22 protein-coding genes are annotated in these 26,236 nt (G+C 42.4%); 9 read left to right on the top strand and 13 right to left on the bottom strand.

Features of this window, described 5'->3' with window-relative positions; genetic code table 11:
- Positions 1–28 precede the first annotated feature (28 nt).
- The gene (locus H0262_RS02975) at positions 29–3,106 is read right to left on the bottom strand and encodes an insulinase family protein (protein WP_181209642.1); all 3,078 of its coding nucleotides are present in this window, start codon (positions 3,104–3,106) and stop codon (positions 29–31) included.
- A 363-nt stretch (positions 3,107–3,469) separates the two neighbouring features.
- Between H0262_RS02975 and H0262_RS02970 the strand changes: the two genes are divergently transcribed.
- On the top strand, positions 3,470–3,931 hold the full coding sequence (locus H0262_RS02970) for a universal stress protein (RefSeq protein ID WP_011514445.1): 462 nt from the start codon (positions 3,470–3,472) through the stop codon (positions 3,929–3,931).
- Positions 3,932–4,101: 170 nt separating this feature from the next.
- Here the strand turns inward: H0262_RS02970 and H0262_RS02965 are convergent, their stop codons facing one another.
- Entirely contained in the window at positions 4,102–5,043 is a 942-nt protein-coding gene (locus tag H0262_RS02965) for a LysR substrate-binding domain-containing protein (RefSeq protein ID WP_181209641.1), read from the bottom strand.
- 227 nt (positions 5,044–5,270) lie between these two features.
- On the opposite strand from H0262_RS02965, the gene H0262_RS02960 reads away from it, so the two are divergent.
- The gene (locus H0262_RS02960) at positions 5,271–6,356 is read left to right on the top strand and encodes a YeiH family protein (protein WP_181209640.1); all 1,086 of its coding nucleotides are present in this window, start codon (positions 5,271–5,273) and stop codon (positions 6,354–6,356) included.
- Positions 6,357–6,609: 253 nt separating this feature from the next.
- On the opposite strand, the gene H0262_RS02955 is transcribed toward H0262_RS02960, so the two are convergent.
- The 5 genes from H0262_RS02955 to H0262_RS02935 form a co-directional block, all read right to left on the bottom strand.
- Complete coding sequence (locus H0262_RS02955; protein ID WP_010201661.1) at positions 6,610–6,819, bottom strand: cold-shock protein; 210 nt, start codon at positions 6,817–6,819, stop codon at positions 6,610–6,612.
- A 245-nt stretch (positions 6,820–7,064) separates the two neighbouring features.
- Positions 7,065–7,487: a YbaN family protein gene (locus tag H0262_RS02950; RefSeq protein ID WP_011514448.1), complete on the bottom strand. Its 423-nt coding sequence runs from the start codon at positions 7,485–7,487 to the stop codon at positions 7,065–7,067.
- A gap of 166 nt (positions 7,488–7,653) precedes the next feature.
- On the bottom strand, positions 7,654–8,055 hold the full coding sequence (locus H0262_RS02945) for a hypothetical protein (protein WP_181209639.1): 402 nt from the start codon (positions 8,053–8,055) through the stop codon (positions 7,654–7,656).
- Between the two features lie 201 nt (positions 8,056–8,256).
- Positions 8,257–9,888: a P-loop ATPase, Sll1717 family gene (locus H0262_RS02940; RefSeq protein WP_181209638.1), complete on the bottom strand. Its 1,632-nt coding sequence runs from the start codon at positions 9,886–9,888 to the stop codon at positions 8,257–8,259.
- Between the two features lie 216 nt (positions 9,889–10,104).
- Positions 10,105–13,038 carry a valine--tRNA ligase gene (locus H0262_RS02935; RefSeq protein WP_181209637.1) on the bottom strand — a complete coding sequence of 978 codons (2,934 nt, stop codon included), beginning with the start codon at positions 13,036–13,038 and terminating at the stop codon, positions 10,105–10,107.
- Between the two features lie 317 nt (positions 13,039–13,355).
- On the opposite strand from H0262_RS02935, the gene H0262_RS02930 reads away from it, so the two are divergent.
- Positions 13,356–14,444, top strand: a complete 1,089-nt coding sequence (locus H0262_RS02930; RefSeq protein ID WP_181209636.1) for a formate/nitrite transporter family protein — start codon at positions 13,356–13,358, stop codon at positions 14,442–14,444.
- 274 nt (positions 14,445–14,718) lie between these two features.
- Here the strand turns inward: H0262_RS02930 and H0262_RS02925 are convergent, their stop codons facing one another.
- From H0262_RS02925 to H0262_RS02900, 6 genes are all read right to left on the bottom strand, one after another.
- Complete coding sequence (locus H0262_RS02925) at positions 14,719–15,642, bottom strand: bile acid:sodium symporter family protein (protein ID WP_181209635.1); 924 nt, start codon at positions 15,640–15,642, stop codon at positions 14,719–14,721.
- Between the two features lie 404 nt (positions 15,643–16,046).
- The gene (locus H0262_RS02920; protein ID WP_181209634.1) at positions 16,047–16,583 is read right to left on the bottom strand and encodes a YbjQ family protein; all 537 of its coding nucleotides are present in this window, start codon (positions 16,581–16,583) and stop codon (positions 16,047–16,049) included.
- Positions 16,584–16,634: 51 nt separating this feature from the next.
- Positions 16,635–17,111 (bottom strand): YbjQ family protein, encoded by a 477-nt coding sequence (locus H0262_RS02915; RefSeq protein WP_181209633.1) that lies wholly within the window; start codon positions 17,109–17,111, stop codon positions 16,635–16,637.
- 139 nt (positions 17,112–17,250) lie between these two features.
- The gene (locus tag H0262_RS02910; RefSeq protein WP_181209632.1) at positions 17,251–17,808 is read right to left on the bottom strand and encodes a UPF0149 family protein; all 558 of its coding nucleotides are present in this window, start codon (positions 17,806–17,808) and stop codon (positions 17,251–17,253) included.
- Positions 17,809–18,145: 337 nt separating this feature from the next.
- A complete protein-coding gene (locus tag H0262_RS02905) occupies positions 18,146–18,382 on the bottom strand; it encodes a PA3496 family putative envelope integrity protein (RefSeq protein ID WP_011281113.1) in 237 nt (78 codons plus the stop codon).
- Between the two features lie 193 nt (positions 18,383–18,575).
- A complete protein-coding gene (locus tag H0262_RS02900) occupies positions 18,576–20,090 on the bottom strand; it encodes a hypothetical protein (RefSeq protein WP_181209631.1) in 1,515 nt (504 codons plus the stop codon).
- A gap of 439 nt (positions 20,091–20,529) precedes the next feature.
- On the opposite strand from H0262_RS02900, the gene serB reads away from it, so the two are divergent.
- The 6 genes from serB to hemJ all read left to right on the top strand — a co-directional run bounded on the left by serB (position 20,530) and on the right by hemJ (position 26,214).
- A complete protein-coding gene (gene serB, locus H0262_RS02895; RefSeq protein WP_181209630.1) occupies positions 20,530–21,732 on the top strand; it encodes a phosphoserine phosphatase SerB in 1,203 nt (400 codons plus the stop codon).
- Between the two features lie 185 nt (positions 21,733–21,917).
- Positions 21,918–22,928, top strand: a complete 1,011-nt coding sequence (locus H0262_RS02890) for a DUF368 domain-containing protein (protein ID WP_181209629.1) — start codon at positions 21,918–21,920, stop codon at positions 22,926–22,928.
- Between the two features lie 371 nt (positions 22,929–23,299).
- Complete coding sequence (aciT, locus tag H0262_RS02885) at positions 23,300–23,689, top strand: AciT family ciprofloxacin tolerance protein (protein WP_181209628.1); 390 nt, start codon at positions 23,300–23,302, stop codon at positions 23,687–23,689.
- A gap of 170 nt (positions 23,690–23,859) precedes the next feature.
- Entirely contained in the window at positions 23,860–24,366 is a 507-nt protein-coding gene (locus H0262_RS02880) for a hypothetical protein (RefSeq protein ID WP_011514462.1), read from the top strand.
- Between the two features lie 209 nt (positions 24,367–24,575).
- A complete protein-coding gene (bioB, locus tag H0262_RS02875; protein WP_181209627.1) occupies positions 24,576–25,703 on the top strand; it encodes a biotin synthase BioB in 1,128 nt (375 codons plus the stop codon).
- A 76-nt stretch (positions 25,704–25,779) separates the two neighbouring features.
- A complete protein-coding gene (gene hemJ / locus H0262_RS02870) occupies positions 25,780–26,214 on the top strand; it encodes a protoporphyrinogen oxidase HemJ (protein WP_011514464.1) in 435 nt (144 codons plus the stop codon).
- The last annotated feature ends 22 nt before the right edge of the window (positions 26,215–26,236 follow it).

Raw genomic sequence — 26,236 nt, 5'->3', positions numbered from 1 at the left:
TAGATACTGATTTTTTACAAGTTAAAAGCTAGCTTTTAATTTTACAGACTTTAAAGCCAAGCTCTTGTACTGCTGCTTCTTTATCATAAGGCGCTAATACCGCGCGGACATGCTTTTGCCCTTGCAGGTATTGCTTAGCAACACGTTGCAAGTCAGCTACTGTTACAGCCAAAATTGCTGCACGCATTTTACGTTGCCAGTCAACACCGCGATGATGCAAATCAGCGAAGCAGGCTTTAATTGCCTCACCTGCTGGAGAGCCTGGCTTATCCATTCCTGAGATAATACCTAAGATAGCTTCTTCTAACTGCTCATCGGTTTGCGGTTCATTCAACAGCCATTCGATACTGGCATCGAAATGGGCAAAAGTTTCAGCACACTGTGGATCGCGATAGCTAAAGAACTTAAAGGCACAAGCATTGGCATCGTAGCCCGCACCACCGCCATAAGCACCGCCGCGCTCACGAATGGCGCTATGCAGATAGCCATTGCGCAGGTAAGGCGCTAATACCATCAGGGCTACCGTATCAGGATGATCAGCCGTAGGAACGGTATAAGCACTGGCATTATGATAGACATTGGTTGGAACCAGCCATGCCAAGTCTTCAACATCGAGCGCCACATCACTTTCTAGAGCTTTGACCGCGTCTTTCTCCCCATTTAACGCTGTATCAAGTTGCAATTCGGCAAACTCACTTGGAATATTGGCTTCGATACTCGCATCAACATTTTTTAACTGCGCTGCAATTTTTGGCGCTTGGCTGTCTTTCCAACTCTCAACGATTAAATTACTCAAGCGTTCAGTTTGTTCGGCTTCGCAAATAATAACCGCGTGCTTAGGCAAACTAATCAAACGCTGATGTAAGTCCATCAAACTCGTCGCAAGCTTATCCCACTGTGCATCATCGCTACTGGCATGGGTTAAGAAGTCTTTTAGCGCATTCAATGCTGGTAGACCACTGCGTACATATTCTAACTGCGCTTGACGACTCATGCCGCGACTAGCCGTTTGCATGGCATAAGAATGCCCTGAACCAGCAAGGTTTGATTGCCAACCTGCTTGACGCTGCTGCAAGATTTCTTTGATACGGTCATGTTCAGTGAATACGCTATGTTCCATGACTTCTTTCAGCAAATCAATCGCTTCAGGTTTACGATTCAGCGCGCGCGTTGCCACCACAAAGTAGCTGCTAATCGCTTGGCTGTCATCGACATTGGTACGTTGGCTGATACGAGCCGTCACACCTGATGAATGCGCCGCTTGTTTGGCCTGCATTTCATGGGCACTAAGAGAATCTGTACCTAGCTCTGATAACAAGCTTAAATAAATAGGCAATAATGGATGATTAATCACTTCATTAACCGGTAGCTCGCTTGTATCCTGATTACCAATCTCATCGGTTAACGGTACGATGATTTGATAATAATACAAGCCGTTAGTGCCCGCTTCATATTCAAATAACGTACTTTCTTTGCCGCTTAAATTCACTTGTTTTTGCGTGCCTTGCTTAAAGCTGATATCGGTCGGGACATCTTCTAAGCCAACTTTTGGCAATAAACTTAAATCATCAGGTGCTGCTTGGCGCGCTGCCAAATCTAAAGCCTGTTGCTTTAAGATAGCTTTATCATCAGCGGTCAAATCCATCGCAATCGTATCAAGACGGGTTTGCTCGGCTGCTGCCAAACGGGCTGTTTTTTCACTATCAGGCGTCATGGTCACGCGCACACGATGCTGATTATCAAGCAAATGGATTTTGATTAAATTTGGCAGCCACTGCGCATCTTTTACTTGCTCACGTAGCCACTGCAAATGCTCATCAACTTCCCAGACATCGATAGGATTACCATCATGAATCGCGGTACTAAATCCTTCTAGCATCAGATTTAGACCATAAGGCATGCTATCGCCGCCGATATGACGCTGATCAATCTCGATTTGATGCAAGATAGTTTCAATGGTTTCATCATCAATCGGTTTGCTAGCAACCTCCTTAAGCAAATCAATAATACCCTGCTCTACTGCTTCAGCATGTTCAGGGTTTGAACCGCGCAGACCGGTATAAAAGACCATCTCATAATGACTGTCATCCAGACCTAGTAGCGGACTTGGCGCTTTGCCTAGTGGGTGGCTATCTAAATAGGCACGTAACGGCGAGCCAGCATGTTCAATCAATACGCCTTCTAAGAGACGCAGTGCTAAACGCTGCTTCGGATCAGTAATCGATGGTAATAACCACGCAACCACATGATGGGTTTGGTCAGGACCGGCTTCGTCAGCAGTATAAGTATCGACCGCACTAATCGGTGCAGACAGACGCTGCTCTGGACGCGAAACATGTTTTTTACCTGCTTCAAACTGAATCAAAGCATCGTCATGGATTTTTGCTTGCGTTTCAGCGACTGGAATATTACCAAAGCTCATAATCACACTGTTTGACGGATGATAATGGCTCTGATGGAATTCAACCAGCTCATTATGAGTCAAGTCTGGGATATCAGCAGGATCACCGCCCGAATTATAGTGATAGGTCGTTGTTGGGAACAGATGATGGGCGACCGTATGATACAACTGGTCAATCTCGCCACTCATTGCGCCTTTCATTTCATTAAAAACGATACCCTTAAATTGCGGCTTGTCATTTTCGTCTAACTCAACACGGATGCCTTCTTGGGCAAAATCAAGCGGGTGAATATTGGGGAAAAATGACGCATCAAGATAAACGGCAAGCAAATTAAAGTAGTCGTTTTTATTTTGCGTGGCATACGGATACGCTGTCCAATCGGCAGCGGTCATCGCATTCATAAAGGTATTTAATGAGCGCTTAATCATCGAAAAGAACGGATCACGAACGGGGAACTTTTCAGAGCCACATAATGCGACGTGCTCTAAAATATGCGCCTCACCTTTTGAATCCATCGGCTGGGTACGAAAGCCAACCAAAAAGGCATTTTCATCACTCGGATGCGCCAAGTGATAATGCATCGCTCCGGTTTTGATATGCTGACTGATAAGCACATCCATCGATAATGCATCGATATGGCGGTGCTCAATCAGCTCAAAGGCAGGATGCAGGGTTAAATCAGCAGTAAATAGCGTGTCAGTCATGGTTATCCTTATGCATTAATTACTTCAGTATCATCTTAGCCAATAACCAAGGCATGAAATCGATATCAGCAATTAAAATAGTAAAATTTATATTTATAAAAAGATCGCTTTGAATAAACAATTAAAGTTATCAAAGCCTCATAGGTCATCTTCGAATTGAATGGCATTTATCAGCTAAAAAGAATTTGCCTAACGACAGTAGATGGGGCTAATACGCTAGTAAGTCAAGACAGTGGGTGGAGAAAAACACTAAGTCATCAAGAATAATGGATAAAGATAGCGCCCGATTTAACAAAGCCTACTTAACAGCAGTCATTAGTAGTGCTATAGTTAAAATCATCTGCCACAAGGAAGGAGCCGCTCATGAGTTACCAACATATTTTATTGGTCACCGACTTACTATCCGACGCTGACTTGGTTGCTCAAAAAGCCAAGCGTATCGTTGATAATCGTCCTGACTCCAAATTATCGGTATTACATATCGTAAAAGATACCATGGTTGGCTTTGGCTACGAGCTGGTGCCTGCCTCAAGCTTATATGATGAGATTGATGATGAGCGTTGCCAAGAAGCGCGTGCAAAACTGGCGCAGTTTTTGGATCGTAATGACTTACATGTGGTCAACTCTGAAGTGACAACTGCCATCTCAAATAGTGAAGGTATCGTCAACTATTGCCATAAGAATGATGTTGATTTATTGGTTATTGGTCGTCATGAACGTCATGGCATCGCAGCTTGGCTTAGCGGCGCAACGGCAGATAATATCTTGCCAAATGTACCTTGTGACAGCTTAGTTGTGAGACTTGATAAGCCGGTCAATAAATAAGTGTAAGCATAGAATTAATACAGTCGATACTAAATAAGGTGAATGCACTTTATTATAGGGCGAAACTGGTACAAATTTTTCTTGCTTGCTGTGGCTGCGCCGACAGAGGCTACAAAAAATTTATTCCAGTTTCGCTATATTTTTTAATACGGAATTGACTATAGCTACCTTTAAACACGATCCTCTTGAATAATATCAATAAAGCTTTGCCAAATCGGGCTTTGATGGCGCGCTTTATGCCATACCAGCCACCATGTACGTGACAAATCAATTCCTGCAACCTGTACTTGTACCAGCTTCCCTGTTGCAAGCTCTGCTTCAATGACGTGCTGTGACAGGCACCCAAGTCCAATATCAGCGCTGACCATATGCTTAATCGCCTCCGACTGCTGTATTGCCATAATCACCTCAGCATTGGGCAAATGCTGCAATAATTGCTCATCAATGATCTGCCGCGTACCAGACCCCGCTTCTCGTACCAATAGTGGTAGCGTTGATAGTTGCTCAATACTCAGCTCATAGCAATCATTTGCATCGTTGTAATAACCTACATCGGTCAACCATTTGCTGTTGTGCTTAGCAAAAATCATCAATGTATCAGTGCGCCACACGCGCTGCTCAATCACCTTCATATCTACTGGGCGCGGCATACCTTCGACTAAAGCAATATCAATATTTAGTTGCTCAACTTCTGCTACTACCTCTTGAGTATTGGCAATATACATATCAACATCTGCATCTGGCAGCGCCTCATAGAGCTTAGCAAGCAGCGGCGGCAGTACGTAATTGCCAATAGTCGTACTAGCACCAATATGGATCTGCCCTGCTTGGTGCTTATGATAATGCTCTAGTGTCAACGACTGCCCTAAGATAGCTTGAGCTTGTATATAAATAGGATGGGCATTGGGGTGCTGATTGAGCCTACGCCCAACGCGCTCAAACAATGGCATTTGCAGCCTTGCTTCTAATTCTGTCAACGCACTACTGACCGCCGACTGCGATAAATGCAGCGCTTCACTGGCACGACTGGTACTACCTGTTTGATAAATACTGACAAACACTGATAATTGTTTGAGAGTAATCTTTGGTAATCCCTGCATGGCTTTTTTCATAATTTCTCGGACATCCTATCTTATTGATATAACCTAAAAACCATCTGTTATTTTAAAAACCCTCTATTATCTAAAAAACTATTTTTTCAACTCTAAGACTTTCCATTAACCTATTAAATCGATAGTTTGTATCTAATTAATCTGTTTTTATTATAGATTGGTCTATCTTATAATGTCTATTCATAAGCTTATGCTTATTTCGATTATAGATAATAGGACAGTCAGTTATGTACGCCTTGACCCAATCAGTGAACAACTATTTTCCACGCAGCGGCCATCTAGCAGGGCTCATCGTCGTGCTGATGGGCAGTCTATTTTGTTTATGGCTCAATACTAGTGTAAACACATGGACAAATGGGCGCATCGTAGGACTGTCATCACTGACGCTGGCGATTTTAATCGGGATGATACTTGGCAATACGGTCTATACCAATTTTGCTAAGCGTTTAAATGAAGGGGTTTGTTTTGCTAAAGGGCAGATTTTACGACTCGCCATTATGTTTTATGGTTTTAAACTAACAGTGACACAAGTTGCTAGCGTAGGTATGCCAGCAGTTATGACGGATGCACTGGTGCTAACATCGACTTTTTTATTGACCTATTGGATAGGTACCAAATTATTAAAAGTCGATAAACAAACCGTGCTATTGATAGGCTCAGGTGCCAGTATTTGCGGTGCTGCCGCCGTCATCGCCGCCGACCCAATCGTCAAAGCAGAAGCGCATAAAGTCACTATTGCAGTTGCAACGGTCGTAGTATTTGGCACCATTGCGATGCTGCTCTACCCCTTTCTTTATCATCTCGGTTGGTTGCAACCGTGGTTAAGTGCTCAGCAGTACGGAGTTTATACGGGTTCAACCATTCATGAAGTGGCGCAAGTCGTCGTCGCTGGTAACGCAGTCAGTCCCGGAGTGGGTGATACAGCTGTTGTCACCAAGATGATTCGGGTCATGATGCTCGCCCCTTTCTTACTGGTATTGTCTTTTGCTCTGACCAAAGGCTGTAGCGAAAATGGTGAAAGTGCTTCATTTATGAGCCGTATTAAAGAAGTCAAAGTCCCTTGGTTTGCCTTTATATTCATTGCCATCGTCTTACTGCACACTTGGGTACCGATGACCGCAAGCTTTGAGCGTAGTATGGTCATGCTAGATGATGTGCTGCTCACGATGGCAATGTTTGCACTGGGCTTAACTACGCATCTGAGCGCTATTAAACAAGCTGGCGTTAAACCTCTTATCTTAGGGGCAATTATGTTTGCTTGGCTGATCGTTGGAGGTGGATTTATTAATATTGGTATTAGCTTGATTGGCTAAAGTAAACTACCAAACATCCTATCCGTTCGTTATCATCCTTGCTATGAGTTATATAGATCAAAAATGCCGACAACCAGCATAGTCATCGGCATTTTTGGTTCATTGTCTGATTTAAAAGCCAATCAACATAAAGCGCACGTTATAGATATTAAGCTATTAATTGCAAATAGCTTATACTAAATCGTGGACGAAAAAAAACGAACCCGAAGGTTCGCTTTTTTTTCATCTTGCTCTAAGCGTCTATAAAGACAGATTAGATAGCAACGATGTTATGGGCTTGTGGGCCTTTTTGACCTTGAGTTACAGTGAACTCAACTTCTTGGCCTTCAGCTAAAGTTTTGAAGCCTGAACCAGTGATTTCGCTGTAATGAGCAAAAACGTCTGCGCCAGTTTCTGGAGCGATAAAACCAAAGCCTTTAGCTTCGTTGAACCACTTAACTGTACCTTTTTGAGTATCTGACATATTGATAATCCTACTTTTAAATTTATTAATGGTCTAGTGACCGGTAACGCTTGCAAATAGCTACTGAACGATAAATATTAAAACGAAGGATTATAACTAATACTACGAGGTAATGATTTGGTGCAGAACTGCTCTTAAGCTTGGAAGTATTATAAGGGCAAGATCCCATTTTCGCAAGTCTTATCTTAGATTTCATGTAACCAAAGCCACTTTTTGACTGTTTTTCGTCCTAAAATCAACGCATTTTAGGCATTTGGCAAACGGAACAAATAGACCGCCACCCCAGTACAGACCGTGGCTACCAGCCAAGCTACCCACATCATATCAGCAGGAATGTTAAAAAATAACATTGTTGTTGAAATTGCCATCATTATCGTCGCTAGCCACTTGCCATATAAAGGTACAGCATGGCGATCCTCCCAATCTCGGACGAATTTACCAAAATATTTATGATTAATCAGCCAAAAATGAAAGCGTCGTGAGCTACGCGCCCAGCACCCTGCCGCTAGTAAGATAAAAGGTGCGGTCGGCATGACAGGTAATAATACGCCAATGATACCCAAGGCAAAAAACAACCAACCAAATATCAAAAACATCCAACGCACCGTTGGATTGTTATGTTGATTGGTCTTGGGTCGGTAATAAAAAGATTTTTTTAATTGAGTCATGATAGTTTTATCAGTCAGTGTGAGACATTAGGTCATCAGGTATGGACTACCTATATAAGTTATCAAAGATAAAGAAATTGAAACCTAGGTTCAAGACTGATTTTGCACGGTTTTGCTACCGATACGTAGCTTGTTTAGCAGTTAGGTAAATATCGGCCACTATTCACTATGGTTTGGCAGGATAGCTTTCCCAGTAGTCTGCGATTGCCTTTGGAAAACAGTATTCTTTTGGCATCACTGTAATGGCAATAGGTACTAATATGGATTTGGTCACACCGCCGATACTGTCACAAGTGGCATCGGTAGGTACGTCATAATAAATCACGCGCAAGGTATTTTGCGGACAAAGGTCTGAGCACTGGAATGATTTGATCACTGCAATACCATGATGATAGCCAATGACCCACTGCTGTGCGCCTTCGGTTGGCGCTGATTCTTTTTGCTGGGCAGCTCGAATAAGATCAGCATCTGTTAAGGTGTTTTCATTGGTAGGTAAAGAGACGCAAGCGCTTAGACTTAAAAACAAAGCACTTAAAGTGAGGGCTTTTGTAGTTGATGTTGTTTTCATGGTGAACGTCCTTGTTTAAACTAGATCATGTGCATCTCTATTGGGCTTTGGCGTGTGAATTTGAGCGTGATTAGTGCGGTATCATCAATAGCAAGGTTGCTTAAAGGCGCGCGTTGTCCGACGGTGAGATGGTTCATGGAATACTCAATTATAGAAAATTATTTGTACAAAACATTGTGTTAGTACACTAAGCGTGATTCTCTATTCTTTTATATGTAAAGCGTGATGAAACATCTTATGTACTTTAGCCCACTTTGCTTTTCTACAATCCATATTTGATTTGTATGAGACATCTTTAAATGACCAATCAAAACTATCAGGATAATCCTCAGATAGCCCTATCAGTCCAGTTCTATAAAAACAACTAATAATCTCATTTCTAAAATCAGTTATATCGCTACTATCTTGTTCCCAATACTGTTGTAAAGAAGAAGATATAGAATCTTTGATGTTGTTTTTTTCTAAGTCTTGGTATATTTTTATGATCACTTCATCATTAATACGTTCTCTTAACTCATCAGCTGACATCTGCTCATTTGGTATATCCAAAAGTATAGGCACTAGGTATTCAAGTGAAGGGAAAATATCGTACCATTCTTCATATAAAGCTTTTAGCCTATCACGCGAGTATTCCTTTTCTGCATTAACAATAGCACCCCAATCTACTGAAACCTTGTTTACTGAGTTAGATAAACAATAGTTCACCAACTGAAGAATGTCTCTTGGACGCAAGAAAGTTCGTTGTATTAAGTATGACCATGCATCTCCCTTCTTATTCTTTGCTGGAAATATATCTTCAAATACAACACTGTCCTTAGTATATTTTTTTTGGTACAGAAACTGTATTCTCTTATCTACAATCTCTTTCAAATCATCTTCTTCCCATCGAAGTTTATAGATTAAAGATTGTAATTTATCTTCTTGAAAGCCGTTAGATCTAGTCTTTTCTAAAGTTAACTGATATAGATCTACTCTTAGTGAAACAATTATCTTTACATTATTGATATTTCTAAAATGTCTTATCTCTTCGATTAATGCTTTAATTAAATCATACTTAATATCTATAGATGCCCAATTTTCATCCATTTTATCGATAAGAAGAAAATAAGTATTTTTATTATCACTAAAGATATAATCATTCATCAGCTTAATAACATTAGACAAGTCAGATATCTGAATACTATTAATTATTTTCTGTGCCCTATTTTGAACTTCAATTTTCTTTTCCTCACTCAGCTCCTTCGCGCCTTCTAATGTAATGTTGACTATTGGATTCTCGCTCTCAAACCCTGCTTTAATATCTGTAGTTAAAGTTCTAACTATTTCTTTGATATTTTCATCTGTTTCTATCCAATACTTATCTGACCACTTTTTTAGGTAATCAAAGGCTACTCTCTCTTGAGGCTTTTTGATTATATTTGCTAACTCATTTATGAAATTAGATAGTTTATTATTACTGTTCCACTGTGGATATTTTAGCTTGATGAATTCTACAGTAATTATATGTCTCCATAAATACTTGTAAAATATCTCCAAATTAACTTCACTTTCACGCAAAAATTTTATTACATTAGAGTTATCAAGATAATTTAGAAAAATATCTTCTAAGTCAATCAACTTTGAATTGTCTTTATCGACAATTTCATTGATATGCATCAAGGTAGCAGTTTTCCCTGCGCCAGTACGACCCAAAATTATAGCTTCACTTTGCATACTGTCACAAAGAGTATCAACTAGCCCATTATCAATAAAACACTCTGTTAAGAATGAGGCATCGTTTTCTGCATCAAGCTGACCTATTTTGGTATTAGGTCTAATTTTGATATTTTCCATGCAGACATCTCCAAAAAATTTCAATTATTTATAAAAATCAGACGTGTATCAATATTTTTTAATTAATATAAGATCGCATAGTACAATGAGTTATAAGCTAATTTTCTAGTAGGTAGTTATATCATAAAAACAGAAAAATTAGACACTAATCGAGAGAAAAAACGCCATCACAATCGTGACAGCGTTCTTTATTAATTCAGATGTTTACCGTGTTAATTACAACGCTTTCAACTGCTCCATCTGCGCTGTCATCGCTGTCAACTGCCCTTCTAGCTCAGCCAGTTTCGCTTTCTCAGCATCGACCACTTCCGCAGGTGCTTTACTGACAAAGCCTTCATTGCCTAGCTTACGAGCGATACCTTCGGACTGACCTTTCAACTTATCGTATGACTTACCTAAACGTGCCAGCTCAGCCGTTGGATCAATCAGACCTTTCATCGGTACGAGTACCCGTAGCTGACCGACCATACTTGATGACGATAGTGGCACATCATCGCCCTCTTTTACGATCTCTAAACTCTCGACTTTGGCAAGCGCTTTGAACTGGTTTTTGATACGTGATAGACGCGCATCTTCATCGCTAGAGACGTTTTGTAGTAGCACTGGCAGACGTACCGCGTTGCCCAGTTTCATCTCACCACGGATGTTACGGACGCTAGCGATTAGCTCCTGTAGCCACGCCATATCCGCCTCTACCTGCTCACTGATTTGTGCCTCATCCGTTTTTGGATAGTCAGCGACCACGATGCTGTCTGTGTTTTTACGGCCCAGTAGCGGTGCGACCGTCTGCCAGATTTGCTCGGTCAGATACGGCATGATTGGATGGCTAAAGCGTAGCGCCGTCTCTAGCACGTGCAGTAGCACATAGCGGATTTGCGCTTTACGATCGTCTGATACCGAGTCATCATTTAGACTGGCTTTGGCAAGCTCAACATACCAATCACAGTACTCGTTCCAGATGAACTCATAGATATCTTGGCTGACCATATCGAGACGATACTGGGCGAAATGCTGATGGATATCGGCAATGGTAGAGTTCAGACGACTCATGATCCATTTTTCTGGTAATTCCCAAACGTCAGGGTTTGCCGCTTGGTCGATAGGCTTGGCACTGCCTTCGCTATCGACACAGTTCATAAGTACAAAACGGCTGGCATTCCAGATTTTATTACAGAAGTTACGATAGCCCTCGACACGTTTTAGATCAAAGTTGATATCGCGACCGGTACTGGCAAGCGAGGTAAAAGTAAAGCGCAGTGCATCCGTACCAAAGGCTGGGATGCCTTCTGGGAACTCTTTACGCGTTTGCTTTTCGATGTTGGCTGCGTCTTTTGGATTCATCATGTTGCTGGTGCGTTTTTCTACCAGTGCTTCCAGATCAATACCGTCGATGAGGTCAATCGGATCTAAGACATTGCCTTTAGATTTTGACATTTTTTGACCATTACCATCACGGACCAGACCATGCACATAGACGGTCTTAAACGGTACTTGCGGCGTGCCATCTTCGTTTTTCACGAAATGCATGGTCATCATGATCATGCGGGCCACCCAAAAGAAGATAATGTCAAAACCTGTCACGAGCACGCTGGTCGGGTGGAAGGTGTCCATCACGCGTGGATCGGCGTTGACGTCTGCCCAGTCAAGCGTACTGAACGTCCATAGACCAGAGCTGAACCATGTATCGAGTACGTCATCATCTTGGCGCAAGATTACGTCATCGCCAAGGCTGTATTTACTACGAACTTCGGCTTCGTCACGGGCGACATAAACTTCACCAGTTGCATCGTCATACCATGCAGGGATACGATGTCCCCACCATAACTGACGGCTGATGCACCAATCTTGCAGATCGGTCATCCACGACATATACATGTTTTTGTACTGCGCAGGGACGAACTCGATGCTGCCATCCTCTACTGCATCAATCGCAGGCTTGGCCAGCTCTTTGACCGCGACATACCACTGATCGGTCAACCACGGCTCAACGATTGTACCACCACGCTCAGCACGCGGAGCTTTGAGTGCGTAGTCCTCGATGTCTTCTAGCCAGCCTTGATCACCTGCTTGCTCAACAAGGAACTTACGAGCGGCAAAACGCTCAAGCCCTGCATACTCGCTAGGCGTGGTCTCTAATTCTGGCTCACGTGTCTGCAAGTCAGGATAAACTTCCATCGCTGGCAAAATATTGGCGCGCTCATCAAGGATGTTAATCAATGGCAAGCTGTGACGACGACCCAATTCATAGTCATTGAAATCATGCGCTGGGGTGATTTTTACACAGCCCGTACCGAAGTCTTTTTCGACATAATCATCAGCGACGATAGGTACAATACGACCCGTAATTGGCAAAGTAATGGTTTTGCCGACTAAATGTGCATAACGCTCATCGCTAGGATTGACTGCGACAGCGGTATCACCTAGTAAAGTCTCAGGACGTGTGGTTGCGACGACAAGATAGTTTTTACCCTCTTGAGTCAGCAACTCCGCATCCGTGAAATGGTAGCGGAAATGCCACAAACTGCCTTTTTCGTCATGGTTTTCTACTTCTAAATCAGATAATGCGGTTTGGAACTTTGGATCCCAGTTGACCAAACGCTTACCACGATAGATAAGACCATCGTCAAACAGGCGAACGAACACTTCTTTTACCGCATTAGATAGACCATCATCCATGGTAAAGCGCTCACGTGACCAATCAACCGAGCTGCCCAAACGGCGAATTTGGCTGGTGATATTGCCGCCCGACTCTTCTTTCCATTCCCACACTTTATCGATAAAGTCTTCGCGCGTCATGTCACGACGTTTGATGCCTTGTGCTTCTAGGCGACGCTCAACAACCATTTGGGTAGCAATACCCGCATGATCCGTACCCGGTTGCCATAGCGTATTGTCACCATCCATGCGGTGATAACGGGTGAGCGCATCCATAATCGCATTGTTGAAACCATGACCCATATGCAGCGAGCCAGTGACGTTCGGCGGTGGTAGTGCGATAGAAAATGACTCGTCTTTGTCAAAAGTCGGCTGAAAATAGCCGCTTTCTTCCCAACCTTGATACATGCCTGCTTCGACTTCCGCAGGATTATACGCATTCTCTAACTGGCTTAAGGCCGCTTGAATAGATGTGGTGAGGTTGTGGTTACTCATAATGGCATTATCTTTTATTGATTGAATGTGATTAAAGCGAATATAAAAATTATGAAAATAATGAATAGAGTGATTTTAACGCAGATAGGCAGATTTTGTTAGATGCTAAGGTAATTTATCAGACTTGCAGAGTGGCATTGCCCCATTAATAAGCGCAAAAGCCCATAAACGTCTCCAATCGAATGAGATTCCAACAAAATAAGTGCTAGTGATGTTATAAAATATGGGTCATGCTATGAGATATATTTTATAACATCACTAGCATATAAATGGCGTCTTTATCCTAAAATCATTATCTGATAAACAGCGAGCCGACCGTGTCCAAAGATACCGAGCATAAAAGTAACCCTCAGGCTGATAATATAGTGGACAAACGGCTCATGAATGATGCTGCCAATCGTGCGTATAACGCTAAAGATGGACTTCCAGATAACGAGAACGATCGACAAAACATATCAGACAGCAACATTGATGCTAATGAGACTTTAAAAGACGAAGATTTTTCTGAAGAGATCAGCCAGCAAGACCGAGAAACCATCAAGAAGGTCGCCAATGATGACAATGTAAGTCAAGCAAAAAGCTACGCCAGCATTTTGGTTGAGCAAGTGATGGATGCCAAAGAGACTTTTGAACGCTCGCTTGGGTCACTATTTACCAGTGCCTTTACGGCAGGGATTGAGATTGGTATTAGTTTCTTTATGATTTTATCGGCTTTTGCGCTTTTAAGTGGTGTGCTGCCGAGCCATTATGCCGTTGTGCTCGCCTCTCTACTTTACCCGATTGGCTTTATCATCGTCGTCATTGGTCAGTCATTATTATTTACTGAGCAGACCTCCCTTCTAAGCCTACCTGTTCTCAATAAAATCGAACCGCTCAATAAGCTGCTACGCCTTTGGGGCATCGTCATTGCGGGTAACGTCGTTGGTGGCTGTTTATTTGCGGCGTTAATGATAGGTTTAGGTTTAAATATGCAGCTATTTAGCGTCAGCGACATTGATATTTACGCCGAGCATATCTTAGGGTTTAGATGGTGGGTGATATTTGGCAGTGCGATATTGGCAGGCTGGATGATGGGCGTTACTGCTTGGCTTGTGACTTCAGCGCGCGATACCCTTAGCCGCATCGTCTTAGTAACCCTTATTACTGGTAGTATCGGCTTTTTAGGGTTGCATCATAGTATCGTTGGCAATATCGAGATATTTTCGGCATTGTTGTATGGCAATACAGTTAGCTTGGGGCGTTATTTGCTATTTTTGGCTGTGGTGTTGGTCGGCAATACCATCGGCGGCGTGGTATTTGTCGCGATACTTAAAAACCGTACCTTCCTATTTGAATTAGCCAAAGTAAAAGAAGAAACAGCTAAGGATAAGTTAGAAGCAAAAAACAATATCCGTGGACCTTACTAGAGACAATCAGCACGGCATTTTTAAATCTAACGCTAAAACTCCATAACCAACGTTAACTATAATAATTCCATTTAAAAATAGTAGTGGGCTGCTGGGATAAATTTGACGCAGCCTCTGGCGTGCAAAGTACACAGCAAGTAAGGAAAATTTACCACAGTAGCCCGTTATAACATTTGTACTTATTTTATTTAGCACTGACTATATAGAAAGCGGTTATGCAGCTTTATAACTAAAAAATTATAATCGAACAATTATACAAATAACTCATCCCTATTTACAGCATACGCGCTGCCAACACACTACTTTCTATCTCAGACTTTCTCAGCTTATTGTGCCGAGCGCTAAATATACGCACCAAAATGCCTGCCGTTAGGAACATTACCAAGGTATAAATAGCTGGCATCATCGACATATCGTAGTTAGATAATAGCGTTAATGCCATAAATATCGACAAGGTACTGTTTTGTAGACCGACTTCTAGTGTCACCGAAGTCCTTTGCGCTAAGTTAAGACCGAACCATTTGCTACTATAATAACCGAGCGCCATGGTCGAGAGGTTCAACAATACCGATACAGGGCCAGTAGCGATAAAGGCATCGACAATGATATCGCGTTGCACATAACTTAAAAACAACACTAAAAACGTTAAAAATATCACCCCAAATCGAGACACATAGACTTGTGAGCGATCGGCGACTTTTGGGGCGTAGCGTTTAATCAGCATCCCGATACTAATAGGTACAATGGTCAGCACCACTAAGGTAAGCACGGTTTTTACTACCGGTAATTCAAACTCACTACCGCTGCCCATAAAATAAATCAATGAAAAGCTCAGTACAATGGGAATGGTAAATACCGTAATAACGCTGGCAATCGCAGTCATCGTCACCGACAGCGCCACATCGCCTTTAGCCAAATAGGTAAATAGATTTGAGGTAGTGCCGCCCGGACACAGCACAAGGAGCATAACTCCGACGGCGTATTCTGGGCGTAATGGCATGATATTAGCTAGGGCAAAGCCAATAATTGGCAACAGTATCAGCTGATTGGTCAAGCCAATACCGACGGCTTTTGGGTATTTTAATACCCGTTTAAAATCATTGGTAATAAGGGTCAAACCCATACCCATCATGATTAAAAACAAGCAAATAGGAATAACAACGCTATTTACTAAGGTGACTAGAGCCAGACTTTCCATAACTACATCCCTGTAGATAAGACCTATTGCTAGGTCAATTTATAATGATTAAATGATGCCTGATTAGCAATCCTTGCTAATACGCTTGTCACTACCTGCTAATGCTTATAGATAACGGACATCACCCGTTTTAAACAATTCTTTTATAGCATATCTCATAGCATGCTATTGCTAAATATCAACAATAATTAAGAATTAATAAGGGGATTATATAGGGCAAAAGCTAGGTTTAGCTGTTTTATTCAACAACTCGCCAGTCAAATGCAGAATATAGAGATTGAGTAGGAGTAAAAGGGATTGTAACGAGATTAAATGAGAGTGTTTAATGTGAACTTTTGGATAATTTGGATTTTGATAATTGGCGTTAAATACTTTTAGTTAAATAGCTATGACGGTATAAACGCTTATTTTTTGGAAATATTGATTGAGGTTTTGGCAGGAGTATTGCTGAAAGCGTTATTGGGCGCTTTAGTAGAATTTTCAGTACTCATAACCGCCGTACCGTAAGCGATCGCTTCAACCATACTACCCAATTGATTGATGTTACTGACTTCAAGACGCAAACCATAAATATGATTGTAGCCTTTCGCCTGCGCTTGGGTGCGCATACGTACTAGAGCTTCACGGCGGGCGCGGTCAAGCAAGGTCTCATAGGTAGTAAGATTTTTACCAAAGAAACTCAGCACTTTGGCAATGACCATTTTAAAATAATCTTGCGCAATAACGACGCTACCAAGCACCAACTCACCCTCAGACTGTGAGACCAGTTTTGGTACATAAAAACGCTCACTTGAGACAATAATATGGCTCAACTCAGCTTCGGCAATCGTCAATCTTGCCAAATGCTGACGCTCATGACGCGCACCAAAAAACCAGCCAACTATAAATAAGACCAACAGCGGCGCATAGTTCATCAACATTTGGCTGAACGATTGATTCATGGAACGTCTCTTATCATCAAAAAGGCTACCTGTCAGTATTTGAGCGTAGTCTTATTCACCAAAAGGATTAAAGCGCGGTAAATCATCAGGTGACTTTACTGTTGAAGGCTGAGCAACTGACGCCACAGGCTCTTCATATTGAGAATGATGATTTGATGACTGATTCGGCAGTTGATTCGTTGATTGATAGACAGGCTGTTGTGACATCCGTACGGCTTTGACCGCTGTACCGTAAACAAATAGCTCAGAGGCACCTTGCGCAATACTAGAGGTCGAGAAACGCAGTCCAACCACTGCATCAGCGCCCAACGCCTCAGCTTTGACGATCATACGATCAATCGCCTCTTGACGCGATTCTTCTAACAGCTCCGTATAGGCAGTGAGCTCACCACCTACGATGTTTTTTAGACCCGCAAATAAATCTTTACCAACATGCTTTGAGCGCACGGTACTGCCGTATACCACATCCAAGCGCTCAGTAATCTGATAGTTGGGCAAGTGCTCAAGATTGGAGAGTTGGACAGTCATAGTACAGCCTTATTGGTAACCTACAGAATTAGTGACTTACAGAGTGATAAAAACGTATCGCCCGTTCAAGATAAAAGCACGATACTTTAAAACGTATTAAAAAGCACATTGCTCAAATAATTTATATTGAGCAAACTCTTTAGTCGTTAGTATGGAACAACAAAAACAGCTCAGTTAAGTTGCCTTCGATGCTGTTTACCATTTGTACCATTTTATCTTGGTCTTTACGCATCTCAGCAAGCTCAGGGTCTTCATCATCGATACCACTCAGCACAATCATCGGCAAGGTCAAAACGGCCACATCTTCTGCGGTCTCTTCGTTTTCCATCCAATCACTGGCTTCATCACCATACATTGCATCCACAAAGCCAATCGACCAAGCAACAATATCTGAATCATCAGAAAAATCGACCGCCACTTCTTCATTGCCCGCATCTTCACCAAACGGTAGCTCAATAGGCGTCTCGTTTTTTAGCTCAGCGATGATCGACTCGCGCCAGCGCTGAATACCATCAATCACGTTTGCTGGAATCTCGCCCACATTATCTTCAAACAGTGCTTCTAACCAATTAGGCAGTGGACGCCCAATAACCGTCGCAGTCAAAAAACCATGAGTCGCCACACTATCAAGTACAAATGCGCTTTCTTCGTTGTCTAAATAATCGAGTAGTTCATCGAAACTAAGTTGGTTGGTCATGGTGTCGTTGTCCTTAAAAGATGGATTGCGTCATGCGCAATAAATAAGAGTTATATAAAATAACGAGAGGTATAAAGATGACGATTATCTTGAATAAGTCAATCTACCCAAAGATTTTTTAAATCAATCATTGCTAAAGTACAGCTGTGAGAAATAGCTGGTTAAATAGGTGCTGTTCACTATTGATACTATCAAAATCAGAACCCAACCAGCTTAGCACAGCACACTTAGGATAATTAGTTAACGATGGTTAGCTAATAGCCATAATAGTGCAAATCAATACTTAAAAATTATTCGCAAAATATTTGCGTGATAACCTTATTATAGCGATGACGAATTAAAGTTCGTCATCATCCCAATCATCGCCATCTTCATCAAAATTATCGATATCATCTAGATCATCCTTTAGCTCTTTAGCCAAACGTTTTTCTTCTAGCAGATTATCAATTAGACGACGCTTCTCAAGGCTACTTAAGCGTGTACGTACACTCGTCTCTGCTTCTTCAACCATCTTTGCATCATCATCATCAACGAAATCATCATCAAAATCGTCATCAATATCAGCATCACTCATGACCAACTCCTATCTTTTTTGGCAAAATTACTGAAAAGTTATCAATATATATATGCCTTATAAAGTCTCTATTAAGCCTTGTCAATGCTTTTTATTACTATGACGCATTTACAAGTCAACAACAAGACACTATTGGTCATTATCGCGCAGGCAATTGTAGACAATTTCTGCAAGTTAAATAGAGTATCTAATCCTACTCTTCTGAGTCATCGATCATCAATACCGCATTACGCACATCGGCCAAACGCTGAATCATCGCATCATTGCCACCATCGAATATTGCACACTCACGCTCATAAACCGTCGTTGGACGCATGACGCTTTGTACTTGTACGTGATGACTGATTTGTTTAAGACCACCATTTGGCAATAAAATCAGCATCTGCTCTTTTTTGCCGACGCTATCTAGCAGATGCGTCATGGCATCGACTTGGGCATTGTCACTCACACCAGCTTTGGCTGGCAGCGCAAATCGTGACAGCTCAATATGCTTATCATGAATAATTTTATTCAGCATCAAATATAGCTTGGCTAGCATCACGCCTGCCAATGCAACTTTTGCATGGCTATTCTCTGCTTTAAGCATCACATAAGCACCACTTTCATCAAATTGTGGTTCATTGAGTGCGCTCACGCCCAGCAACAATGGCTGTTTCAGTAACTCAGTCACCGCTTGGTTTAGTAGCTGCGTACAGAGTGCCAAATACGGCAGACGTTGAGACGGTGCCAAGCGCTCAAGCATATTAAACTCATCATGAAAGACAATCTGGACGCTGACACTATCAAATGCTCTGGTGGCAGACAATCGAGAGACATGATTGTTAGCATGCTGGCTACTGTCTTCAGCTTTATAAGCAGTATGATCATTGACATCACTGTCTGTCATATTACTGGCAGTATCCGCAGTTGTACCGTTAGCATTATCATCGAGCGTCGAATCTTGATTCTGCTGGGTTCTGACATACTGATTGACAGCACTATGAATATCTAATTTACGCGTATTAGGTTGCTGGTTATACGCTGTACTGGCAGCTGCTTGACCATTAGATTGACCGTCATGGACCAAACGATCACTTTGGCTAGTACCTGTCTCACCACTATCACTATCAGCAGTAGACACTGATTGACGACGTTCTCGCTCACGAGCATAACCACGCTGGTCGAGCTGCGTATATTGCTCACGATGCAAGTCTTGAACATCGCGGCTGATGGCGTTGATTTGCTCTCTGGTTGGACGAGCGATATAGCTGTAAATCAGCCACAGCAATAAATGCAGCACCATCGAACCAATCACAAATGGCCATTGCATGGCGATGATTTCACCCTTACTAATATCCTTTAGAGTCAATGCCACACTACCGATGACTGCATCGCCTTTGGTTGCAATTTGGCTAATGGTATCACCCTGCTGCATCGGCGCATTGCCGACAGGCACCAAGATATCGCCATTATTGTCTTTAATCAGGATGCGAGTCACGTCTTGTTCGCTGGTATAGCGATTGGCAATAACGCTTAAGCTGACGCGGTCTTTATTTTCTAAAGACAGGCGCGCTTCATCAATGAGCTGAGCAACCATTTGCTCGCCTTTTTGCGCACGACTGTTGCTCAGCTGTTGATCGGTACTGATGACCAATAATAGGGTTTGCAAACAAAAACTAACCAGAAGAATGATGGCAAACAACCCTTGCCGCGGCGCTAAATAGGTCATGATATGGGAAACTTTTTTGGATAAATGGAGTTAAAAAACGAGGCTATTGCTCATTCGCTCATTTTTGCAAGAGTATGCAGCTATATTTGTTCAATTCAATACCGCATTGTCTAAATAATCTTTTTTTATAAGACTGATTATTTAACGCTGCTATCGTACAGTAGTTATGTTGTGCAATTATGTGTGGCGCAAGCATTTAAGCAGTATTTACGGCTCACTTACCCACTCATTGACATCTACTATATCACCATAGTAAGGGTTATGGCGTTAGCGAGTATCATAATTTTTTTGTAATGAGTCATTTCAATTTTACTGAGATTTTTTTGCAACAGTTGCCGTTTTATTTGCTACTGATACTTTGCGTCTCATCTATAGTCGCTGCTTACTAAAGCTGTTATTATTCCTAATCTTATATCAGCATACAAGGGACAATTGAGCGATGCCAAACAATACCTCTTACTCGTTACCAAAAGACAGCAAAGCATGGCAACAGGCGGTTGATTCCGTGGCCTCGTTATTACCAGAGGGTACCAATTTACAGGATTTTGATGCACTACAATCCTTGCCTATTTTTGCTTTGATTGTGGTATTGCCGACGCATGTATCTTCACTTGATATCCACCAGTATGTGCAATCATGGGTTGATGAGCAGCCAAATTGGCATCTGGTCACGGTTGCAGAAGATGCTGATGCCAATTTTGTAGATGTTGAAATTGCTGATGTAGACACAGCGCAACCTTTTGCCAAACGTTCATTTATCGATGTGCAAGTATTCCGTTATTTATTGGTGCCAGTGACTGATACCCTGATGCATCCTGCCAAAAAAACTGCCGCCGCACATATCATTGATGACCAATTGACCACGCGTTTGCGTCGCGACTTGACTGAAGCTTATAACAACGCTCAAAACGCCGTCGTAAGCGATCATTTGGATGTTGTAGACTGTCATATTTTATCGGTCGGTCATATGCTGCGCACTCATAAGCTTGCCTGCTTTGATATGGACTCTACCTTGATTGAGCAAGAAGTCATCGTTGAGCTGGCAAAAACGGCAGGTATTGGCGAGCAAGTAGAAGCCATCACTGAAGCCGCCATGCGGGGCGAGATGGATTTTGATGAATCTTTTGCGCAGCGCGTGGCGTTATTACAAGGTATTCCAACCAGCGTGCTTGATGAAATTTGCAGTCGCTTAACATTATCAACAGGTGCCTTGGCCACCATTAGCGCTCTAAAAGCTTTGGACTATCATACGGTCCTTGTATCCGGTGGCTTTACGTACTTCGCTCGCTATATCGCCGAGCAATTGGGTATTGATGAAGTACACGCCAACTCATTGGATATCGAAGAAGGTGAAGTCACCGGTCATATACAGTTGCCTATCGTTAATGGTGCTAAAAAAGCGGCTATTGTCGCCCATACGGCTGAGCGCCTAGGTATTACGATGTCTCAAGTGGTTTGTGTCGGTGACGGCGCCAATGACTTACCGATGATGGCACTGGCCGATTTGGGCGTGGCTTTTAATGCCAAACCTATCGTACAAGCGCGCGCCGATGCCGCTGTGAATGTCACAGGGCTTGAAGGGGTGCTCTATGCGCTAGGCTATCCTGCATTTGTACGCAGCAGTGAACGCAGCCAAGTTTAGTTAATTATAAAATATATCGAACCAAAAGCTGGGCTGATACATTTTAATTGGTCCAGCTTTTATGGTTTATTCTCTGCTTTACAGTGTTTTTTGGCGCTACTATACTGCCATTCGCGATTGTCATTTCATATTCTCACTTTTATCTTATCCAGTAACTTTATCTTGTCCAATAAAAAGGATTGTCCATGACGGCATCACAATCACCACGGCCAGATGCCCAGTCATCTTCCACCCAGTTAGATAACCAACCTGCGGCTGACGAAAGCAGCCCGATTTATAAAAATAGCCCCAAGGAATTACTGGGTGTCTATGTGCGAGGGTTGGCAATGGGCGCGGCTGACATTGTACCGGGCGTCTCTGGCGGTACGATTGCATTGATTGCAGGTATTTATGAGCGCTTAATTAACGCTTTGAGCAGTGTGGGTCCCAATCTTTGGCAGGTCTTTCGCCAAGAGGGTGGTATCAAAGGTTTAATCGCAGTATGGCGACAAGTCGATGCCACTTTTTTATTGTTTTTGTTGATGGGTATTGCCACCAGCCTTGCAACGCTTGCCGGTGTTATTAAGCATTTATTAGACAATCAGCCTTTAATGATTTGGTCATTCTTTTTTGGTTTGGTCATTGCAACTGTTTTTCTGTTATTAAGTGAGATTAAGCGCTGGAATATCGGACGGGCGCTCTTATTCCTACTTGGAGTAGCCAGCGCCGTTATCATTAGCAGCTTGCCTCTGATGAATACGACGCCAAGTTTGCCGTATTTGTTTGTTGCCGGTGCCATCGCTATTTGCGCGATGATATTACCAGGCATTTCAGGATCTTTTATTTTATTGTTGATGGGTGCTTATGACACGGTACTCGAAGCGGTTCATACTTTAAACTTTGCTATTATCTTTACATTGGTGGCTGGTATGGCAACGGGATTATTGCTCTTTACCCGTATGCTCAAATGGTTATTGTCCCGTTATTATCAAGCAACTTTAGCGCTGCTTATTGGCTTTATCGCTGGCTCGTTGGTCAAAGTATGGCCTTGGAAAACAGATGCCCTAGGGACATTAAATAGTGAAGCAATTTATAACGTCATGCCATGGCATTACCCTACCGGCGCAGAGTGGTTAACGACCTTGATCTTGATGCTGTTAGGTGCCATTCTAGTGACTGCCTTATCGCTTTGGGGTCGCCGTAGTCCTCGCCCTTAATACCTGTCTACTCTTGCTATAGTCGATTCAATTTAAAAAGAATACAGTACTGCTGGGATAAATTTTGCGAAGCCTCTGGAGTGCAAAGCGCACAGCAAGCGAGAGAAATTTATACCAGCATAATGCTATTCTTAACATAACTCTTCTATATTGAACTCACTATATTAAATCTTACCATCAAAAAAAGCGCCCATATTAAGGCGTTTTTTTGTTGTCTAAAACTGTGAGATTTGCCATTTATTTTGCTAAACACTTTTAAAAAATCAAACGTCAGCTGTTGTCGCAAAGTCGCCTTCAGAGGCTTTAGCTTTCTGCTACAAACTTCCATAATAGCCTTGTTGGAATTCACCTTATGAAGAGCGAGATGAACAATGTTATTAACAATATTTTCTACATTTGGTAGCGAGGCGTTGAGTACAAGTGCCATATTGGGCTATGGTTTATTTTTAATCGCAGTTGTTGCCATTGCTGTGTCATCACAGCGCTGGTTGCTTTGGTATTTGTTTGGCGGCATGGGATACTGGTTAGCCGTAGAAATGATTCATAGTTTAGTGACACATTGGTTCTTATGGTCAGAATGGCACAATTATGTAATTGCTATGGGTATCAGTTGGCTGCCTTTGGGCGCATGGGTCTTATATCGAGCGTTACGTTATGAGGATGTCAGTCGCGGTATGGTACAAGAGCGTGAGCTACAAGCAGCGCGCTATATTGAGCATACACCCGTCTATGACGACGACTATCAGCCACGCTTTCATTAAACCCTGCGTTATCATATTGCTGTCATCGAATGTTACAAGATACTTAAGGCTCTCTACGTAACTCCTAAAGAATTGACACCTAGCAATCGTTTATAATCTACTTATATATTTGTCACAAAAATTGTTATAAAGTACGCATTATTTGCGTCTCATTTTTTAGGAGTTTGTCTATGTTTACTGTACCGGTTTTGGATATTAAGTCTGATCCATTAGATGTTTTATTAGCCGTGATTGGTTATCGTTTGTCTATGCTAGCTGATAGCGATAATGAAGATGTTAAAAAAATACTTGCAGATCGCAAGGTTATCATTGAGCTTGCTAGCACTGAAGCCGATGTGGCACGTTATTATAGCTTTGATAATGGTGAATTTAGCCAACATAGTGGTCATGCTAAAGAAGCTGACCTGACTATCAATTTTAAAGACTCTATGACAGGCGTTAAGCTTTTAACTAAAGGCAGCCTTCCTGCCTTTATGACTGCCGTACAAGAAGGCAACTTAAGCATCGAAGGCGATTACAGCCTAATGATGTGGTTCAATAAACTTGCTAAGCATATCGTGCCAGCCATTCCAGAAGAATGTAAACCTTATATCCAAAAAGCCAAGCCATATGCTTATAAAGCACAAAAACTTGCCAACCATTGGGTTGGCGTTGCTAAGCACAAGTTGGGTAAATAATCGAATAATCAGAAGCCGTAGCTAGCTAGCTGTTACTGATAGCTGAATGACGGCTTCGCTAGTTTCTGATTTTCTAAAAAGGTTGCGCTATACTATAGCGCAACCTTTTTTATTGTAGATCGTACTACTAAAAAATTAAAACAGATGAGCGACATCCGATGTTTATCTTCTATGACCATGCTTAATATCTTTATAAAAGGATTTATATTATGTCAGCACTGCTTAATATCACAGAGCCAAATAACAACGCTAATAGCAATGACAACGATTTTTTAGCATCACTACCGACCGATGCCATACAAGCCACTGCCAGCAAATACAGTCGCGAGCAAATTGCCCAATTGTTCGATTTGCCATTGATGGATTTATTATTACAAGCGCAAACCATACATCGTCAGAACTTCAATGCCAATGAAGTACAAATCAGCACCTTGTTGTCTATCAAGACTGGCAACTGCCCTGAAGATTGTGGCTACTGCTCACAATCCGGTCACCACCGCGATAAAACCAAACTGGTCGCTGAGAAGCGCATAGAGGTAGACAAGGTGATTGCCGCTGCCAAACGCGCAAAAGCCACTGGTTCATCACGATTTTGTATGGGCGCAGCATGGAAGCACCCTAGTGCCAAAGACATGCCTTATGTGGTCGAGCTGGTCAAAGAAGTCAAAGCCTTAGGGCTTGAGACCTGTATGACTCTAGGTATGCTAGATACTGACCAGGCCGCGCAACTGGCAGACGCAGGACTGGATTACTACAATCATAATTTGGATACGTCTAGAAGCTACTATGAGCAAGTAGTTAGTACGCGCAGCTACGATGAGCGTCTAGATACCATTACAAACGTACGCAACTCAGGTATCAACGTCTGTAGTGGCAATATCGTCGGTATGGGTGAGAGCCGTGACGACCGCATTGACTGGGTGCACGAGCTACTAAAAATGCCTAAAGCACCAGAGTCTATTCCAGTCAACTTATTGGTGCCGATTCAGGGCACGCCAATCGGTGATAAGGTCTTGGCAGAAGGTCAATTGTCAGTGCTTGAGTGGATTCGTACCATTGCTGTGACACGTATTTGCTGTCCAAGTAGCTATGTACGTTTATCTGCTGGTCGCGAAAGCTTATCTGACGCTGAGCAAGCATTAGCATTTATGGCAGGTGCCAACTCATTCTTTTATGGTGACAAACTGCTGACCACGGGTAACGCCAGTCAATCAGGCGATGATAGACTCATGCGCGAGCTTGGCTTAACCAAGCAGTTTGCCGCTCCTCGCGCACCAAAGCAAGTGCCTGTCATGGATGCTATGAGCGGTCATCAATCACAAGTAGTTTTGGCTTAACGCTACCATTATCAGATAATCTGCGCTAAGCTTGCCCGCGTTTATCATTGCTTAAAATAACCAAAGAGACTTCAGCATGGCAGATTATTTTAATTGGATTAAAGCGGCACACATTATATCCGTGGTGTGCTGGTTTGCAGCGATTTTCTACTTGCCGCGCCTATTTGTCTATCATGCAATGAGCGATGATAAGATCAGTCAAGAGCGCTTTACTATCATGGAGCGCAAGCTCTATCGCGGCATCATGACGCCAGCTATGATAGCGACGTGGGCTTTTGGGTTATGGATGGTGTTTTTGGGTTGGGACGTCTATAAAACCCAAGGCTGGCTACACGTAAAGATCTTTCTAGTTATTCTATTATCCGCTTATCATGGCGCTTGTGGTTTTTATCGTAAAAAGCTGGTCGATAACCCGCAATATAAGTCGCATGTATTTTGGCGCTGGTTTAATGAAGTACCCGTCTTTGCTTTAGTCATTATTGTGATTCTAGTGGTGGTTAAACCGTTCTAAAATTTGCTCTAGTATAGGCAAT

Origin of the sequence: Psychrobacter sp. D2 (assembly GCF_013608135.1) — a bacterium.
Lineage (GTDB): Bacteria > Pseudomonadota > Gammaproteobacteria > Pseudomonadales > Moraxellaceae > Psychrobacter > Psychrobacter cryohalolentis.
The sequence above is the reverse complement of the archived record's forward strand: the minus strand, read 5'-3'. Positions and strand labels throughout refer to the sequence as shown.

Coding starts and splice junctions, on each gene's coding strand:
- H0262_RS02975 (WP_181209642.1), bottom strand. CDS start 3,106: ATGACTGACACGCTATTTACTGCTGATTTAACCCTGCATCCTGCCTTT.
- H0262_RS02970 (WP_011514445.1), top strand. CDS start 3,470: ATGAGTTACCAACATATTTTATTGGTCACCGACTTACTATCCGACGCT.
- H0262_RS02965 (WP_181209641.1), bottom strand. CDS start 5,043: ATGAAAAAAGCCATGCAGGGATTACCAAAGATTACTCTCAAACAATTA.
- H0262_RS02960 (WP_181209640.1), top strand. CDS start 5,271: ATGTACGCCTTGACCCAATCAGTGAACAACTATTTTCCACGCAGCGGC.
- H0262_RS02955 (WP_010201661.1), bottom strand. CDS start 6,819: ATGTCAGATACTCAAAAAGGTACAGTTAAGTGGTTCAACGAAGCTAAA.
- H0262_RS02950 (WP_011514448.1), bottom strand. CDS start 7,487: ATGACTCAATTAAAAAAATCTTTTTATTACCGACCCAAGACCAATCAA.
- H0262_RS02945 (WP_181209639.1), bottom strand. CDS start 8,055: ATGAAAACAACATCAACTACAAAAGCCCTCACTTTAAGTGCTTTGTTT.
- H0262_RS02940 (WP_181209638.1), bottom strand. CDS start 9,888: ATGGAAAATATCAAAATTAGACCTAATACCAAAATAGGTCAGCTTGAT.
- H0262_RS02935 (WP_181209637.1), bottom strand. CDS start 13,038: ATGAGTAACCACAACCTCACCACATCTATTCAAGCGGCCTTAAGCCAG.
- H0262_RS02925 (WP_181209635.1), bottom strand. CDS start 15,642: ATGGAAAGTCTGGCTCTAGTCACCTTAGTAAATAGCGTTGTTATTCCT.
- H0262_RS02920 (WP_181209634.1), bottom strand. CDS start 16,583: ATGAATCAATCGTTCAGCCAAATGTTGATGAACTATGCGCCGCTGTTG.
- H0262_RS02915 (WP_181209633.1), bottom strand. CDS start 17,111: ATGACTGTCCAACTCTCCAATCTTGAGCACTTGCCCAACTATCAGATT.
- H0262_RS02910 (WP_181209632.1), bottom strand. CDS start 17,808: ATGACCAACCAACTTAGTTTCGATGAACTACTCGATTATTTAGACAAC.
- H0262_RS02905 (WP_011281113.1), bottom strand. CDS start 18,382: ATGAGTGATGCTGATATTGATGACGATTTTGATGATGATTTCGTTGAT.
- H0262_RS02900 (WP_181209631.1), bottom strand. CDS start 20,090: ATGACCTATTTAGCGCCGCGGCAAGGGTTGTTTGCCATCATTCTTCTG.
- serB (WP_181209630.1), top strand. CDS start 20,530: ATGCCAAACAATACCTCTTACTCGTTACCAAAAGACAGCAAAGCATGG.
- H0262_RS02890 (WP_181209629.1), top strand. CDS start 21,918: ATGACGGCATCACAATCACCACGGCCAGATGCCCAGTCATCTTCCACC.
- aciT (WP_181209628.1), top strand. CDS start 23,300: ATGTTATTAACAATATTTTCTACATTTGGTAGCGAGGCGTTGAGTACA.
- H0262_RS02880 (WP_011514462.1), top strand. CDS start 23,860: ATGTTTACTGTACCGGTTTTGGATATTAAGTCTGATCCATTAGATGTT.
- bioB (WP_181209627.1), top strand. CDS start 24,576: ATGTCAGCACTGCTTAATATCACAGAGCCAAATAACAACGCTAATAGC.
- hemJ (WP_011514464.1), top strand. CDS start 25,780: ATGGCAGATTATTTTAATTGGATTAAAGCGGCACACATTATATCCGTG.